Source organism: Streptomyces sp. ID05-39B (assembly GCF_033794725.1).
GTDB classification, from domain to species: domain Bacteria; phylum Actinomycetota; class Actinomycetes; order Streptomycetales; family Streptomycetaceae; genus Streptomyces; species Streptomyces bobili.
In genome coordinates, this window is record NZ_JARGEF010000054.1 from 1 (window position 1) to 17,070 (window position 17,070).

12 protein-coding genes and 1 pseudogene are annotated in these 17,070 nt (G+C 67.4%); 10 read left to right on the top strand and 3 right to left on the bottom strand.

Annotated elements, in window-relative coordinates:
* The 7 genes from P1P75_RS14705 to P1P75_RS14735 form a co-directional block, all read left to right on the top strand.
* Positions 1-834, top strand: an 834-nt coding sequence (locus P1P75_RS14705; RefSeq protein ID WP_319255359.1) for a hypothetical protein, incomplete at its 5' end; no start/stop codon positions are given.
* 110 nt (positions 835-944) lie between these two features.
* A complete protein-coding gene (locus tag P1P75_RS14710) occupies positions 945-1,772 on the top strand; it encodes a hypothetical protein (protein WP_319255361.1) in 828 nt (275 codons plus the stop codon).
* 298 nt (positions 1,773-2,070) lie between these two features.
* Positions 2,071-2,601 carry a 50S ribosomal protein L10 gene (gene rplJ, locus P1P75_RS14715; RefSeq protein WP_073491907.1) on the top strand — a complete coding sequence of 177 codons (531 nt, stop codon included), beginning with the start codon at positions 2,071-2,073 and terminating at the stop codon, positions 2,599-2,601.
* Between the two features lie 110 nt (positions 2,602-2,711).
* Positions 2,712-3,092 (top strand): 50S ribosomal protein L7/L12, encoded by a 381-nt coding sequence (gene rplL, locus P1P75_RS14720; protein ID WP_319255363.1) that lies wholly within the window; start codon positions 2,712-2,714, stop codon positions 3,090-3,092.
* 592 nt (positions 3,093-3,684) lie between these two features.
* Complete coding sequence (gene rpoB, locus P1P75_RS14725; RefSeq protein WP_266461066.1) at positions 3,685-7,170, top strand: DNA-directed RNA polymerase subunit beta; 3,486 nt, start codon at positions 3,685-3,687, stop codon at positions 7,168-7,170.
* A 97-nt stretch (positions 7,171-7,267) separates the two neighbouring features.
* On the top strand, positions 7,268-11,167 hold the full coding sequence (locus P1P75_RS14730) for a DNA-directed RNA polymerase subunit beta' (RefSeq protein WP_319255366.1): 3,900 nt from the start codon (positions 7,268-7,270) through the stop codon (positions 11,165-11,167).
* Positions 11,168-11,480: 313 nt separating this feature from the next.
* The gene (locus tag P1P75_RS14735) at positions 11,481-11,957 is read left to right on the top strand and encodes a DUF1707 and DUF4190 domain-containing protein (RefSeq protein WP_319255390.1); all 477 of its coding nucleotides are present in this window, start codon (positions 11,481-11,483) and stop codon (positions 11,955-11,957) included.
* Positions 11,958-11,986: 29 nt separating this feature from the next.
* On the opposite strand, the pseudogene P1P75_RS14740 reads toward P1P75_RS14735, so the two are convergent.
* The 3 genes and pseudogenes from P1P75_RS14740 to P1P75_RS14750 all read right to left on the bottom strand — a co-directional run.
* A pseudogene (locus P1P75_RS14740) lies at positions 11,987-12,189 on the bottom strand (IS982 family transposase); the annotation flags it as partial.
* 33 nt (positions 12,190-12,222) lie between these two features.
* Positions 12,223-13,161, bottom strand: a complete 939-nt coding sequence (locus P1P75_RS14745; RefSeq protein ID WP_319255367.1) for a MerR family transcriptional regulator — start codon at positions 13,159-13,161, stop codon at positions 12,223-12,225.
* A gap of 266 nt (positions 13,162-13,427) precedes the next feature.
* Positions 13,428-14,723, bottom strand: a complete 1,296-nt coding sequence (locus P1P75_RS14750; RefSeq protein WP_319255369.1) for a glycosyltransferase family 39 protein — start codon at positions 14,721-14,723, stop codon at positions 13,428-13,430.
* Positions 14,724-14,849: 126 nt separating this feature from the next.
* Here P1P75_RS14750 and P1P75_RS14755 point away from each other — a divergent pair, with 126 nt between their 5' ends.
* The 3 genes from P1P75_RS14755 (at position 14,850) to rpsG (ending at position 17,031) form a co-directional block, all read left to right on the top strand.
* The gene (locus tag P1P75_RS14755) at positions 14,850-15,932 is read left to right on the top strand and encodes a glycosyltransferase family 2 protein (RefSeq protein WP_319255371.1); all 1,083 of its coding nucleotides are present in this window, start codon (positions 14,850-14,852) and stop codon (positions 15,930-15,932) included.
* 253 nt (positions 15,933-16,185) lie between these two features.
* Positions 16,186-16,557, top strand: coding sequence for a 30S ribosomal protein S12 (gene rpsL, locus P1P75_RS14760; RefSeq protein ID WP_003948652.1), 372 nt, complete (start codon positions 16,186-16,188; stop codon positions 16,555-16,557).
* 3 nt (positions 16,558-16,560) lie between these two features.
* A complete protein-coding gene (gene rpsG, locus P1P75_RS14765; protein ID WP_030788318.1) occupies positions 16,561-17,031 on the top strand; it encodes a 30S ribosomal protein S7 in 471 nt (156 codons plus the stop codon).
* Positions 17,032-17,070: the final 39 nt, after the last annotated feature.

Here is a 17,070-nt window from a genome sequence, read left to right on the forward strand (position 1 = left end):
GGGGGATCCGGGGGAGACGGGGAGTCCTCTTCCTCCTCCTCTTCCTCCCAGGGCGGCGGCACGCACATCAGTCCGATAGCCGCCCTGCGCACCGCCGAGAAGTCCACCGACGGCGCCGACTCCGCCAAGGTCGAGTCGACCACCACCATGGGCTCGCTGATGGCGATGACGGCCGACGGCTCCCTCGGCTGGGGCCAAGGCCTCACCGGCACCCTCACCATCACCTACACCGGTGGCACGATGGCCGACACCATGCGGCAGCTGGGCGCCACCTCGATGGAGGCCCGCTATCTGCCCGACGCGTACTACGCGCGCATGGGCGACGTCTTCGCCGAGCAGGCCGGCGGCAAGCACTGGATCAAGTACCCGTACGAGGCGCTGGAGACGCTCGGCGGAGGCTCCGGGGCCTATCTCAAGGACCAGATGGAGAACTCCACCCCGAACCAGTCGGTGAAGCTCCTGCTGGCCTCCGGGGACGTGCGCAGGGTCGGCGAGGAGACCGTGCGCGGCGCGCACACCACGCACTACTCGGGCACCGTCGAGGTCGCCGACCTCGCCACCCGCAACTCCAGCCTCAGCGACAGCCAGCTCGCCGACCTGAAGAAGCAGCTGGAGCAGGCCGGTGTCACCACCGAGACCGTCGACATCTGGGTCGACGACGAGAACCTGCTGGTCAAGAAGGTCGAGCAGGGCCAGGCAGCGAACGGCGCCTACAGCCAGACCGCCTACTACAGCGACTACGGCACCCCGGTCGACACCGAGGTGCCCCCGGCGGCCGACACCGCGGACTTCTCGGAGCTGCTCCAGCAGCAAGGAGCCGGTCCCACGTCCTGACCCCTGGGCCGCGGGGAATTCACGAGACCCCACCCGTACCTGTGGGATACCTTCACACCATTCCTGTGAATCGATCAGGTGTTCACTGTGTGCTGCGTGGGGGAATGTGCATGAGGTTTTCCGTGGGTGTCCTCGGGCTGTCCGCTCTGCTCGTCACGGGCTGTGCGGCGGCTTCGGAGGATGCGGCGGGCGGCGGCGACGCGAAGGCGGCGGCCACGGCCGTCACGCAAGCCGCCGAGAAGACGGAGCGGGTCGGCTCCCTGCGCTACCGGATGACCGGCCGCATGCCGGAGGAGGGCCCGCTCAGGGCCGAGGCCGCGATGGCCGTGGAACCGCCGGCCATGAGCCTGAGGACGACGATCCTCGGCGGCCCCGACAAGGGCGAGGGCGAGGTCCGCCTGGTCGGCGGAGTGGTGTACGTCGGCAGCGACGAGCCCACCGAGGACGGCAAGCACTGGATGAAGTTCGGTGCGCCGGGCCGCTCCGGCACCCCGAGCGGCGTCAAGGTCGACACCGCCCCCCTGGCCGACAAGGTCCGCCGCAACCCGGCCCACGAGAGCACCTTCCTCACCGCGGCCGAGGACCTGAGGAAGGCCGGCACCGAGACCGTCGACGGCGTCACCACCACGCACTACGAGGGCACGGCCACCATCGACGAGATCCGGGCGTCGTACAAGGACGAGGCAAAGAGCGTCCGCCAGGTCCGCGAGCAGGCCCTCGCGCAGTACGAGAAGCTCGGCGTCGACGAGCTGGAGATGGACGTCTGGATCGACGAGTCCGGCCGCACCAAGCAGCAGCGGTTCCAGGGCTTCGGGCGCAAGGGCCCGCTCGACCTCACCGTCACCTTCCTCGACTTCGACAAGCCGGTCACCGTGCAGGCCCCGCCGGCCTCGGACACCTTCGACCTGGCCGAGGAGATGAAGAAGGCCGGACGCTGAGCCGGTTTCGGACCCCCCTTACGGGCGGATTTGCTTGACGGCGACCCGTTCACGTACGCTCCTACAGAAGCCAAAGACCGCTGGTCGTTGCCGTGTGCTCGTGAGAGGGCGCGGTGGCCGAAGGATCCGCTGATATGCGGACGACCCGCGCAGGTGACTGTGGAAGTGCTCCCGGACCGTGATCCGTCCCATGGATCTCGTTCGGTCGAGCCCTCGCCCCGTGCGCCTGCGCCGGGGCGTTTCGTTTTTCCCAGCCCCTTCCGAGCGGTCGTCAACACCCGGAAGGAGGCCGACGCTCATGGCAAGGCCCGACAAGGCTGCCGCGGTAGCCGAGCTCGCGGAGCAGTTCCGCAGCTCGAACGCCGCCGTGCTGACCGAGTACCGGGGTCTCACCGTGGCGCAGCTCAAGACGCTGCGTCGTTCGCTCGGTGAGAACGCCCAGTACGCCGTGGTGAAGAACACGCTGACCAAGATTGCGGCCAACGAGGCCGGGATCTCGACGCTCGACGACCTGTTCAACGGTCCGACGGCAGTTGCCTTCGTCACCGGTGACCCGGTGGAGTCGGCGAAGGGTCTTCGTGACTTCGCCAAGGACAACCCCAACCTCGTCATCAAGGGCGGTGTCCTTGACGGCAAGGCGCTGTCCGCCGACGAGATCAAGAAGCTTGCGGACCTCGAGTCCCGCGAGGTTCTGCTCTCCAAGCTGGCGGGTGCCTTCAAGGGCAAGCAGTCCCAGGCTGCTCAGCTCTTCCAGGCGCTTCCCTCGAAGCTCGTCCGCACCGTGGACGCTCTTCGTGCCAAGCAGGCGGAGCAGGGCGGTGCCGAGTAACTCGGCTCGCGCAGTGACCGCCGCCTGAGGCAGCGGTCTTAGCGGGCCGAACGTACGCCCGCCGAACAAGTACATCGGCACCAGCCGAATTAGTGGAAGGATCGCCCACCATGGCGAAGCTCAGCCAGGAAGACCTGCTCGCGCAGTTCGAAGAGATGACCCTCATCGAGCTCTCCGAGTTCGTGAAGGCGTTCGAGGACAAGTTCGACGTCACCGCCGCCGCCGCGGTCGCCGTTGCGGGTCCGGCCGGTCCGGCCGCCGTCGAGGCCGTCGAGGAGCAGGACGAGTTCGACGTCGTCCTCACCGGTGCCGGCGAGAAGAAGATCCAGGTCATCAAGGTCGTGCGTGAGCTGACCTCCCTGGGCCTCAAGGAGGCCAAGGACCTCGTGGACGGCGCTCCGAAGCCGGTCCTCGAGAAGGTCGCCAAGGACGCCGCCGAGAAGGCCGCCGAGTCCCTCAAGGCCGCCGGCGCCTCGGTCGAGGTCAAGTAACACCCCGCGGTCGGCGACGACCGCAGCGAAGGCCGAAACTGTCCCCTCGGGGCCTGTAACGCTGACGCACCGAAGAGCGATCATCCATCCGGGTGGTCGCTCTTCGGCGTTGCTGAGGGCCCGGCCACGGTTACCCCGCTCCTGAGTTGGCGAGGGGTATGGTGATCTTCGTCGTGTCTCCGGACGGCCGGTGTTCGGGCATGGGGGCCTTGACGAACCGCACGCAGCGCGCAATTCTCAGGACGCGTCGTCACAAGGATCCGTATCCGAGGCATGGATCGACGGCGAAGAGGGCAGTATCACCGTGCGTCGAGTACGACGTGCGTTGAGGGCAACCGGACCGAGGACGTTGAGAGCTACGAGGGTCTCGAAAAACCCGCATTGGACATCAGTGTGCCAAGTGGCTACACTGACCCTTTGCGCTGCCTGTTAGCTGTCCCCTGCCCGTCACCAGGGGCATGCCCTCGCCCTAACTTCGATGACTGACCATCTCTGACCTGGCCTGTCGGCCGATTCAGGGGAGTCTGTCTCGTTGTGTGGGGGAGGGGCCGGTACGCGCGTAGTGAGTCCGAGCCCTCGGAAGGACCCCCTCTTGGCCGCCTCGCGCAATGCCTCGACCGCGAATACGAACAATGCTGCCAGCACTGCCCCGCTGCGCATCTCCTTTGCAAAGATCAAGGAGCCCCTCGAGGTTCCGAACCTTCTCGCCCTGCAAACCGAGAGCTTCGACTGGCTGCTCGGCAACGAAGCGTGGAAGGCTCGCGTCGAGGAGGCTCTCGAGAACGGTCAGGACGTCCCCACCAAGTCCGGCCTCGAGGAGATCTTCGAGGAGATCTCCCCGATCGAGGACTTCTCCGGGTCGATGTCGCTGACCTTCCGCGACCACCGTTTCGAGCCGCCGAAGAACAGCATCGACGAGTGCAAGGACCGCGACTTCACGTACGCGGCCCCGCTCTTCGTGACGGCCGAGTTCACGAACAACGAGACCGGCGAGATCAAGTCCCAGACGGTCTTCATGGGCGACTTCCCGCTCATGACCAACAAGGGCACCTTCGTCATCAACGGCACCGAGCGTGTCGTCGTGTCGCAGCTGGTCCGCTCGCCCGGCGTCTACTTCGACTCCTCCATCGACAAGACGTCCGACAAGGACATCTTCTCCGCCAAGATCATCCCGTCCCGGGGTGCCTGGCTGGAGATGGAGATCGACAAGCGCGACATGGTCGGTGTCCGCATCGACCGCAAGCGCAAGCAGTCCGTCACCGTCCTCCTCAAGGCTCTCGGCTGGACCACCGAGCAGATCCTCGAGGAGTTCGGTGAGTACGAGTCGATGCGCGCCACCCTGGAGAAGGACCACACCCAGGGCCAGGACGACGCGCTGCTCGACATCTACCGCAAGCTGCGCCCGGGCGAGCCGCCGACCCGCGAAGCCGCTCAGACGCTGCTCGAGAACCTCTACTTCAACCCCAAGCGCTACGACCTCGCGAAGGTCGGCCGCTACAAGGTGAACAAGAAGCTCGGCGCGGAAGAGCCGCTGGACGCCGGTGTGCTCACCACCGACGACATCATCGCCACGATCAAGTACCTGGTGAAGCTGCACGCCGGTGAGACCGAGACACTCGGTGAGTCGGGCCGCTCGATCATGGTCGAGACCGACGACATCGACCACTTCGGCAACCGTCGTATCCGCAGCGTCGGCGAGCTGATCCAGAACCAGGTCCGTACGGGTCTCGCCCGTATGGAGCGGGTCGTGCGTGAGCGCATGACCACTCAGGACGTCGAGGCGATCACGCCGCAGACCCTGATCAACATCCGGCCGGTCGTCGCCTCCATCAAGGAGTTCTTCGGCACCAGCCAGCTGTCCCAGTTCATGGACCAGAACAACCCGCTGTCGGGTCTGACGCACAAGCGTCGTCTCAACGCGCTCGGCCCGGGTGGTCTGTCCCGTGAGCGGGCCGGCTTCGAGGTCCGCGACGTTCACCCGTCGCACTACGGCCGCATGTGTCCGATCGAGACGCCGGAAGGCCCGAACATCGGCCTGATCGGTTCGCTCGCCTCGTACGGCCGGATCAACCCGTTCGGTTTCATCGAGACCCCGTACCGCAAGGTCACCGGCGGTGTCGTCACCGACGAGGTCGACTACCTCACGGCCGACGAAGAGGACCGGTTCGTCATCGCGCAGGCCAACGCGCCGCTCAATGACGAGTTCCAGTTCGAGGAGGCCCGCGTCCTGGTCCGCCGTCGTGGCGGAGAGGTCGACTACGTCCCCGGTGACGACGTCGACTACATGGACGTCTCCCCGCGCCAGATGGTGTCGGTCGCGACCGCCATGATCCCGTTCCTCGAGCACGACGACGCCAACCGTGCCCTCATGGGCGCGAACATGATGCGTCAGGCCGTCCCGCTCATCAAGAGCGAGGCGCCGCTGGTCGGCACCGGCATGGAGTACCGCTCCGCCGTCGACGCCGGCGACGTGGTCAGGGCCGAGAAGGACGGTGTGGTCCAGGAGGTCTCCGCGGACTACATCACCACGGCCAACGACGACGGCACGTACATCACGTACCGCCTGGCCAAGTTCTCCCGGTCCAACCAGGGAACCTCGGTCAACCAGAAGGTCATCGTCAACGAGGGCGACCGGATCATCACCGGTCAGGTCCTCGCCGACGGCCCGGCCACCGAGAACGGCGAGATGGCGCTCGGCAAGAACCTGCTGGTCGCGTTCATGCCGTGGGAGGGTCACAACTACGAGGACGCGATCATCCTGTCGCAGCGCCTCGTGCAGGACGACGTCCTCTCCTCGATCCACATCGAGGAGCACGAGGTCGACGCCCGTGACACCAAGCTCGGCCCGGAGGAGATCACCCGGGACATCCCGAACGTCTCCGAGGAGGTCCTCGCCGACCTCGACGAGCGCGGCATCATCCGTATCGGTGCCGAGGTCGTCGCCGGCGACATCCTCGTCGGCAAGGTCACGCCCAAGGGCGAGACCGAGCTGACGCCGGAGGAGCGCCTGCTCCGCGCGATCTTCGGTGAGAAGGCGCGCGAAGTGCGCGACACCTCGCTGAAGGTGCCGCACGGTGAGATCGGCAAGGTCATCGGCGTCCGCGTCTTCGACCGTGAAGAGGGCGACGAGCTGCCGCCGGGCGTGAACCAGCTGGTTCGTGTCTACGTGGCGCAGAAGCGCAAGATCACGGACGGTGACAAGCTCGCCGGCCGCCACGGCAACAAGGGTGTCATCTCGAAGATCCTGCCGATCGAGGACATGCCGTTCCTGGAGGACGGCACCCCGGTCGACATCATCCTCAACCCGCTCGGTGTGCCGTCCCGAATGAACCCGGGACAGGTTCTGGAGATCCACCTCGGCTGGCTCGCCAGCCGCGGCTGGGACGTCTCCGGTCTCGCGCAGGACTGGGCCCAGCGGCTCCAGTCGATCGGTGCCGACAGCGTCGCCCCCGGTACCAACGTCGCCACCCCGGTGTTCGACGGTGCCCGCGAGGACGAGCTGACCGGTCTGCTGCAGCACACCATCCCGAACCGCGACGGCGAGCGCATGGTGCTCCCGTCCGGCAAGGCCCCGCTGTTCGACGGCCGCTCGGGTGAGCCGTTCCCGGAGCCGATCTCGGTCGGCTACATGTACATCCTGAAGCTCCACCACCTGGTCGACGACAAGCTGCACGCCCGTTCGACCGGTCCGTACTCGATGATCACCCAGCAGCCGCTGGGTGGTAAGGCCCAGTTCGGTGGCCAGCGCTTCGGTGAGATGGAGGTGTGGGCGCTGGAGGCTTATGGCGCCGCGTACGCCCTCCAGGAGCTGCTGACCATCAAGTCCGACGACGTGACCGGCCGCGTGAAGGTCTACGAGGCCATCGTCAAGGGCGAGAACATCCCCGAGCCCGGCATCCCCGAGTCCTTCAAGGTGCTCATCAAGGAGATGCAGTCCCTGTGCCTCAACGTGGAGGTGCTGTCCTCGGACGGCATGTCCATCGAGATGCGCGACACCGACGAGGACGTCTTCCGCGCGGCGGAAGAGCTCGGCATCGACCTGTCCCGGCGCGAGCCGAGCAGCGTCGAAGAGGTCTGACGGGAGTCCGGCGGGGCCTCTCCACCAGAGGCCCCGCCGACCCCGCGACCCCCGTTTCAGACCACAGACTTACAACCCTGAGAGGGATTGACGCATAGTGCTCGACGTCAACTTCTTCGATGAGCTCCGGATCGGTCTGGCCACCGCTGACGACATCCGTCAGTGGAGCCACGGCGAGGTCAAGAAGCCAGAGACCATCAACTACCGCACCCTCAAGCCCGAGAAGGACGGACTCTTCTGCGAGAAGATCTTCGGTCCGACCCGGGACTGGGAGTGCTACTGCGGCAAGTACAAGCGCGTGCGCTTCAAGGGCATCATCTGCGAGCGCTGTGGCGTCGAGGTCACGCGCGCCAAGGTGCGCCGTGAGCGGATGGGCCACATCGAGCTTGCCGCTCCCGTCACGCACATCTGGTACTTCAAGGGTGTTCCGTCACGCCTTGGCTACCTGCTCGACCTCGCCCCGAAGGACCTGGAGAAGGTCATCTACTTCGCGGCGTACATGATCACGTACGTCGACGACGAGCGCCGCACGCGTGACCTGCCCTCGCTGGAGGCGCATGTCTCCGTCGAGCGGCAGCAGGTCGAGAACCGCCGGGACTCCGACCTGGAGGCCCGCGCCAAGAAGCTCGAGACCGACCTGGCCGAGCTCGAGGCCGAGGGCGCCAAGGCCGACGTACGCCGCAAGGTGCGCGAAGGCGCCGAGCGGGAGATGAAGCAGCTGCGCGACCGTGCGCAGCGCGAGATCGACCGTCTCGACGAGGTGTGGACCCGGTTCAAGAACCTCAAGGTCCAGGACCTCGAGGGCGACGAGCTGCTCTACCGCGAGCTGCGCGACCGCTTCGGCACGTACTTCGACGGTTCGATGGGTGCCGCGGCGCTGCAGAAGCGCCTGGAGTCCTTCGACCTCGACGAAGAGGCCGAGAAGCTCCGCGAGATCATCCGTACCGGCAAGGGCCAGAAGAAGACCCGTGCGCTCAAGCGCCTCAAGGTCGTCTCCGCGTTCCTGCAGACCAGCAACAGCCCCAAGGGCATGGTGCTGGACTGCGTGCCCGTCATCCCGCCGGACCTGCGTCCGATGGTGCAGCTGGACGGTGGCCGCTTCGCGACCTCCGACCTGAACGACCTGTACCGCCGTGTGATCAACCGCAACAACCGCCTGAAGCGCCTTCTCGACCTCGGTGCGCCCGAGATCATCGTGAACAACGAGAAGCGCATGCTCCAGGAGGCCGTGGACGCCCTCTTCGACAACGGTCGTCGTGGTCGCCCGGTCACCGGTCCCGGCAACCGTCCGCTGAAGTCCCTGAGCGACATGCTCAAGGGCAAGCAGGGTCGTTTCCGTCAGAACCTGCTCGGCAAGCGTGTGGACTACTCCGCGCGTTCCGTGATCGTCGTCGGTCCGCAGCTGAAGCTGCACCAGTGCGGTCTGCCGAAGGCGATGGCGCTGGAGCTCTTCAAGCCGTTCGTGATGAAGCGCCTGGTCGACCTCAACCACGCGCAGAACATCAAGAGCGCGAAGCGCATGGTCGAGCGCGGCCGCACGGTCGTGTACGACGTCCTCGAAGAGGTCATCGCCGAGCACCCGGTTCTGCTGAACCGTGCGCCCACCCTGCACCGCCTCGGCATCCAGGCCTTCGAGCCGCAGCTGGTCGAGGGCAAGGCCATCCAGATCCACCCGCTCGTCTGCACCGCGTTCAACGCGGACTTCGACGGTGACCAGATGGCCGTGCACCTTCCGCTGTCCGCGGAGGCGCAGGCCGAGGCCCGCATCCTGATGCTGTCCTCGAACAACATCCTCAAGCCCGCCGACGGCCGTCCGGTGACGATGCCGACCCAGGACATGGTCCTCGGTCTGTTCTTCCTCACCACCGACGGTGCGCTGCGCGACGTGAAGGGCGAGGAGCGTTCCTTCTCGTCCGTCGCCGAGGCGATCATGGCGTTCGACGCCGGCGAGCTCTCGCTGCAGTCGCGCGTGGACATCCGCTTCCCGGTGGGCACCATCCCGCCGCGCGGCTGGACCCCGCCGGCGCAGGAGGAGGGCGAGCCGGAGTGGCAGCAGGGTGACTCGTTCCGTCTGCGGACGACCCTGGGCCGCGCGCTCTTCAACGAGCTGCTGCCCGAGGACTACCCGTTCGTCGACTACGAGGTCGGCAAGAAGCAGCTCTCGGAGATCGTCAACGACCTCGCCGAGCGCTACCCCAAGGTCATCGTGGCGGCGACGCTCGACAACCTGAAGGCGTCCGGCTTCTTCTGGGCGACCCGTTCCGGCGTCACCGTGGCCATCTCCGACATCGTCGTTCCCGACGCGAAGCGTGCGATCGTCAAGGGCTACGAGGCGCTGGACGAGAAGGTCCAGAAGCAGTACGAGCGCGGTCTGATCACCAAGGAAGAGCGCACGCAGGAGCTCATCGCGATCTGGACCAAGGCGACCAACGAGGTTGCCGAGGCGATGAACGCGAACTTCCCGAAGACCAACCCGGTCTCGATGATGGTCAACTCGGGTGCCCGCGGAAACATGATGCAGATGCGTCAGATCGCCGGTATGCGTGGTCTGGTGTCGAACGCCAAGAACGAGACCATCCCGCGTCCGATCAAGGCCTCGTTCCGTGAGGGCCTGTCCGTGCTGGAGTACTTCATCTCCACCCACGGTGCCCGTAAGGGTCTGGCGGACACCGCCCTGCGTACCGCCGACTCGGGTTACCTCACCCGTCGTCTGGTGGACGTCTCGCAGGACGTCATCATCCGCGAGGAGGACTGCGGCACCGAGCGCGGTCTCAAGCTGGCCATCGCCGAGCGCGACGAGGCCGGTGTGCTGCGCAAGGCGGACAACGCCGAGACCAGCGTGTACGCGCGCTGCCTCGCCGAGGACATCGTCGTCGACGGCAAGGTGCTCGCCCCGGCGGGCGTCGACCTCGGTGACGTCCTCATCGACCAGCTGGTCAAGGCCGGCGTCGAGGAGGTCAAGACCCGCTCGGTCCTGACCTGCGAGTCCGCCGTCGGCACCTGCGCCATGTGCTACGGCCGTTCGCTGGCCACCGGCAAGCTGGTCGACATCGGTGAGGCGGTCGGCATCATCGCCGCCCAGTCCATCGGTGAGCCCGGTACCCAGCTGACGATGCGTACCTTCCACACCGGTGGTGTGGCCGGTGACGACATCACCCAGGGTCTGCCGCGTGTCGTCGAGCTCTTCGAGGCCCGTACCCCGAAGGGTGTCGCCCCGATCTCCGAGGCCTCCGGCCGCGTGCGGATCGAGGAGACCGAGAAGACCAAGAAGATCGTCATCACGCCGGATGACGGCAGCGACGAGACGGCGTTCCCGATCTCGAAGCGTTCCCGTCTGAAGGTCGAGGAGGGCGAGCACGTCGAGGTGGGCCAGCAGCTCACCGTGGGTACCCAGAACCCGCACGACGTGCTGCGCATCCTGGGCCAGCGTGCCGTCCAGGTCCACCTGGTGGCCGAGGTCCAGCGGGTGTACAACTCGCAGGGTGTGTCGATCCACGACAAGCACATCGAGATCATCATCCGGCAGATGCTCCGCCGCGTGACGATCATCGAGTCCGGCGACGCCGAGCTGCTGCCCGGCGAGCTGGTCGAGCGCTCGAAGTTCGAGACCGAGAACCGTCGTGTGGTGCAGGAGGGCGGTCACCCGGCCTCCGGTCGTCCGCAGCTCATGGGTATCACCAAGGCCTCGCTGGCCACGGAGTCCTGGCTGTCGGCGGCGTCCTTCCAGGAGACGACCAGGGTGCTGACGGACGCGGCGATCAACGCCAAGTCCGACTCCCTGATCGGCCTCAAGGAGAACGTCATCATCGGTAAGCTCATCCCGGCCGGTACGGGTCTGTCCCGCTACCGCAACATCCGGGTCGAGCCGACCGAGGAGGCCAAGGCCGCGATGTACTCGGCCGTCGGCTACGACGACATCGACTACTCGCCGTTCGGCACCGGCTCCGGCCAGGCCGTCCCGCTGGAGGACTACGACTACGGTCCGTACAACCAGTAAGGCGTACGTCTGAAGCACTGAAGGGCGGTCACCCGTGCGGGTGGCCGCCCTTCGGCGTGCCTGCGGCCGTACCCGCCGTGCTGGTGGCCCTGGGTGCCGCAGAGGGCCCCTGGCGGCCTCCACCGGGTCCGCGGCCCGCTCGCGGTCCCTCACGGCTTCCGCGTGCCGGAACCAGATGCGCTCGGGTGAGCGGGGAACCATCGCGGGACGCCGAGCGTAGGAGAATGATGGGAGGCAGTTTCGCCGAGCGGGGGAGGTGTCCGTGTCGTATCCGTCGCCATGGCAGCCGTGGCAGGGCCAGAGCAGTCCGCCGATGCTGGCCGCCCACGCGGACCGGGAGCGCACCGTCGACGTCCTCAGGGCGGGTTTCGCCGAGGGCCGTCTCCAGCAGCCGGAGTTCGAGCGGCGGGTGGCGCGGGCGTACGAGGCCCGCACGGTGGGGGAGCTGTCGCTGATCGTCGCCGACCTGCCGCAGGGCCCCGTCTCCGTGCAGCCGTCCGTCCCGCAGCCGTACGGCTATCCGGCGCAGATTCCGCGGACCTTCCTGGCCGCCCCGCCGCCGACGAACGGCAAGGCGGTCGGTGCCATGGTCTGCGGTGTCCTGACCACGATGACGATGGGGATCACCGGCATCCCCGCGGTGATCCTCGGGCACACGGCCAGAGCCGAGATCCGCCGCTCCGGGGAGGGCGGCGAGGGCTTCGCGATGGCCGGCCTCGTCCTGGGCTGGCTGTCGGTGGCGGGCTGGGCGCTCTTCCTGGCCATCGTGTTCCTGGCGGCGGTCGGCTAGCTGAATGAGTCCAAGGGGTGCCGTTGCGATCAGTGATCGTAGGCAGTGAGTGATCGCTTGACGGGCTGTCCAGTTTGGTCGTTGTGCCAGATCGCCACTGTGAGTGCGAGGATCCGGCACAAGACCCGGGCTGCACCCCTGCCGGGCTCTTGCCGCCGTGCCGTTCCAGGTTGAGCTGCCCCTTGAAGGTCTGATTGATCGACTCGATCACCTGCCGCAGCGGTTTGAACAGGTCAGGGATCCGGGGCGGTGCCCACTGCGGTGACTATGCGGCGCGGTCATTTCGCAGGGCCTGGGTGAGCCAGGGGTACATCGGGATCAGGTTCGGTACTACCTGCCAGCCGTTGACGATCCACACCATCTGCCAGTACCGGTCCACCCTGGGATCGTGCGCCTCTTCGAACTGCTGCGCCATCCAGTCCCGGAATTCCGTGTCCGGGGTGCGTGCGAACACCTCGGCGAAGCGGTGCACGAGGTCGTCGATGACAGGTGCGCCCCTGTCGCTGAGCGGGTCGATGCCCGCCCTCCTGGCCTCAGCCACCTTCTGACGGGTGAACTCCATCAGCTCCTCGCCGGCATCGCGCTCGATGTCGAGCGGGCGCCCGGCGGCGTGGCGTACGGCCGTCCGGCGCATCCGGGCACGGAAATCCTCGTCGCTGACCAGCTCCGCGAGTTCCACCCACGCGGCGACCTGCTCGCCGGTCGGATCATCGGGGAGGTCGGGAGTTGCAGCGCGAACCATGGCCACTGCGCCCGGGTCGGCATCCACTGTGCCGAAGGTGCCATCCATGAAATCGTCGATCAAACGTCGGCGTTCCTCGCCGGACAACTGCGTGAGCCTGTGCATGAGCTTGGTCTCCTCGGGACTGGACCCGCGGCCGGCCACGACTCGCAGAACGCTCCGACGCAGTTGCAGCATGCGAATCTGGACGTCCATGGCGTCGGCGTGCGCCGCGGCGACTTCCGCCACCGAGAGCTCGCGGTCCAGTACCCGTTGAATCGTGGGCAGGTCCATGCCCAGCTCGCGCAGTGTGCGGAGGAGTTCCAGACGAAGCAGTGCGTCGAGGTCGTAGAGCCGATAGCCGGCGGGACTACGGGTGGTCGGCGCTACCACCCCCGAATCGGAGTAGAACCGGATGGTCCTCACAGACAAGCCGGTCCGCCGGGAAAGCTCCCCGATCGAGTAGAGGGTCGTAACGTCCATGTCCCCCACTCTGCTGTCTCCAGTCACTGGAGACTCAAGGCCATTCCCCAGCGGGTCCCGACCGAGATGTCCTCCGAGTTACTGAAGCATGAGTCGCGTGATCCCCGCCGACCGCCCGGATGAACAGAAACGCCTTGCACGCGCGGGGCGAGCGATGGCAGCGGCACGCGACACCAGTCGCCGGCGGCCTACGGCTACGAGCCCTTGGACATCAGTCATCCAGCTGTTCCGTCCGGGGCGGAGCGGGCCCCGCCGGGCCCGGGCGGCTACGGAATGCCCAGCTCGAACATGACGTAGTGCGCGTACCACCCCGAGGCCACCGCCGCCGTGGTGAAGAACACCGCCAGGCTCGGCCATTTCAGCCGGCCCATCGCCGCCGCGGGGGCCAGCAGCAGCGGGAAGCAGGGCAGCAGATAGCGCGGGGTGTTGCCGAACATCTGCTGGGTGCCCAGCACGGTCACGATGCTCGCCAGGGTGTAGGCGACCAGGACCAGCGGTGGCTTCTTCCGCAGCATCAGCGCGATCAGGAACGGCAGCGCCAGCACCACCTGGACGGCGATGAGGTCGGGGACGGAGAAGGCGAACAGGTAGTTGTGGTGGCCGACGGCCGTGTTGCCCAGCACGTCGAGGCTGTAGGCACCGAAGTCGAAGAAGTGCGCCCAGCCCTCTCGCTGGAGTGTGAAGTACGCCGTCAGATCGCCCATGCCGAGGCCGACCCAGGCGACATAGGTGAGCAGGCCGAGCGGCGCGGCGACCATGGCGTACACCGGCCCCGCCACTCCGTGTTCCCGTCTGCTGTCGCGCCGGGCGAGGGTCACCAGCGCGGCGAGCCCGACCGCGCCGATCAGCGCGGCGGACGTGGGCCGGTTCAGCCCGGCCACGAAGGCGAGGAGCCCGGCCGCAAGCCAGCGGCCCTTCATCACGCTGTAGCAGCACCAGGCGGCGATGGCCACGAACAGGGACTCCGAGTACACCGCCCACTCGACGCCGGCGCCGGGTACGACCGCCCACAGACCGGCGGCGATCGTGCCGGCCCGCACGCCGGCGAGGGTGGAGACGACGGCGTAGATCCCGGCGGCGGCGACGAAGGACGCGAGCACCGAGACGAGGATCCCGGACCCGAACAGACCGAGTCCGGTGATTTCGGACACGCCCCGGATCAGCCCCGGGTAGAGCGGGAAGAAGGCGACGGAGTTCTGCTTGACCGTGAACAGTCCGCCCGGGTCGAGCCGTTCCAGGGGCCGCGGGTCGTAGCCCTTCTCGGCGACCTGGAGGTACCACCAGCCGTCCCAGGTGGCGAGCACGTCCCACCAGTGGGCGCCGCCGCCGAAGCGGGGCTCCTTCTCCCGGTAGTCGCCGGCGGCCTCCAGCAGAAACGCGAAGACGGTCAGCCCGACCAGCTTCGTCACGCCGTACAGGAGCAGCGGGGCACGGTACGGTCGTAGACCATCCGGCAGTGCGAGCCGCCGCGGTATCCGTGGCCGCTCCCGCTGTCCGTCCGGTTCGCCGGGCTCGTCGGGCATCGCGGAGTCCGTCGCCGCGTCGCTGCGGGCCGTGCTCATGACTGGGGTCCCCCCTCGGACGACCGGCCCGAGGCAGGCGCGCGACCGCTGTCCGGATGATTGTGAAGTGTGGTCATAAGATCGCAACAGCGTCGCACATGTGCGTCACAGCTTGGGGGAGGACGGGTGCCTGAAGCGCCGGACACCACGGCTGCGGTGACCGTCCTGTCGGTCGTCGTACCCATGTACAACGAGGAAGAGGTCCTTCCCGCGCTGGTCAGCAGGTTGCGCCCGGTCCTCGCCGGGCTGGGCGTCGGCTACGAGGTCGTCGCCGTCGACGACGGCAGCACCGACCGTACCGCCGAGCTGCTCGCCGCGTTCCGCCTCGGCTGGCCCGAGCTGCGCGTGATCGGCCTGCGCCGTAACTCCGGCCACCAGGCCGCCCTCACCGCGGGCCTGGACCGGGCGCACGGCGCGTACGTGGTGAGCCTGGACGCCGACCTCCAGGACCCGCCCGAGAAGATCCCCGAGATGCTGGAGCTGGCCCGCGCCGAGGGCCTCGACATCGTCTACGGCATCCGGGCCGACCGGGCCAGCGACACCGGCTTCAAGCGGTGGACCGCCGGCCTGTACTACCTGCTCGTGCGCCGCCTGGCCGGACCCTCCGTGCCCGCCCAGGCCGGGGACTTCCGGCTGCTCAGCCGGGCCGCCGTCGACGCGCTCAGGGCCCTGCCGGACCAGCAGCGTGTCTACCGCCTCCTGGTGCCCTGGCTCGGCTTCCCCAGCGGCCGGGTCACCTATGAGCGCGCCCCGCGCCCGGCCGGCCGCAGCAAGTACCCGCTGGGCCGGATGATCCGCCTCGCGGTGGACAGCGTCACCGGTTTCTCGGCGGCCCCGCTGCGCATCGCCACCTGGCTCGGCGGCTTCGCCTTCCTGGTCTGTCTGACCCTGATGGTCTACACGCTCAGCGCCCATGCCCTGGAGCACACCGTCCCGGGCTGGACGTCGCTGTTCACCGGCGTGCTGTTCATCGGCGCGGTCCAGCTGATCTGCGTGGGCCTGCTCGGCGAGTACGTGGGCCGCATCTATACGGCCGTGCAGAACCGGCCGACGTACTTCATCGGCCATGACACGGCGCAGGGGGAGGCGGGGAACGGCGTGGCCGGGCCCGGTGGCGGACATGACGCGGCTCACGCCGGGGCCGCGATTCCGCCGCCCGCGGAGGCCGGAACCCCGCTATCACAAGGGTCCTCGGGGGTGCGGACGTAAGCTCGGTGTGTCGGCGGCGGCGCCTTTGTTTTGACCGGAGTCATTGCGCTGGGTACGCTCAGACCTTGTGCCTGGGGTGTGCCCTGGCCCTCGTGCGTGCCTTCAACCGCACAGGGGTCTGAAAAGCGGCCACCGCAATCTGCGCCTCTTTCTGCCTCGCGGCGGAAGTCCGCGGGATTCGACACACCCGACCGCGTGGGTCGGCGACGTTCCAGGTTAGCTTCACATTCGGCACACAGAAACCGGAGAAGTAGTGCCTACGATCCAGCAGCTGGTCCGGAAGGGCCGGCAGGACAAGGTCGAGAAGAACAAGACGCCCGCACTCGAGGGTTCTCCTCAGCGTCGCGGCGTCTGCACGCGCGTGTTCACGACCACCCCGAAGAAGCCGAACTCGGCCCTGCGTAAGGTCGCGCGTGTGCGTCTGACCAGCGGGATCGAGGTCACTGCTTACATTCCGGGTGAGGGACACAACCTGCAGGAGCACTCCATCGTGCTCGTGCGTGGTGGCCGTGTGAAGGACCTGCCGGGTGTTCGCTACAAGATCATTCGCGGCTCCCTCGACACCCAGGGTGTCAAGAACCGCAAGCAGGCCCGCAGCCGCTACGGCGCCAAGAAGGAGAAGTAGAAAATGCCTCGTAAGGGCCCCGCCCCGAAGCGCCCGGTCATCATCGACCCGGTCTACGGTTCTCCTCTTGTCACGTCGCTCATCAACAAGGTGCTGCTGAACGGCAAGCGCTCCACCGCTGAGCGCATCGTCTACGGCGCCATGGAGGGCCTGCGCGAGAAGACCGGCAACGACCCGGTCATCACGCTCAAGCGCGCTCTCGAGAACATCAAGCCGACCATTGAGGTCAAGTCCCGCCGTGTCGGTGGCGCGACCTACCAGGTCCCGGTCGAGGTCAAGCCCGGCCGCGCGAGCACCCTGGCGCTCCGCTGGCTCGTCGGCTACTCCCGTGCCCGTCGCGAGAAGACCATGACCGAGCGTCTGCTCAACGAGCTGCTCGACGCTTCCAACGGCCTCGGCGCCGCTGTGAAGAAGCGCGAGGACACGCACAAGATGGCCGAGTCCAACAAGGCCTTCGCGCACTACCGCTGGTAGTCGCTACCCACATCGAGACCGAGAGAAGACGAAAGCCTT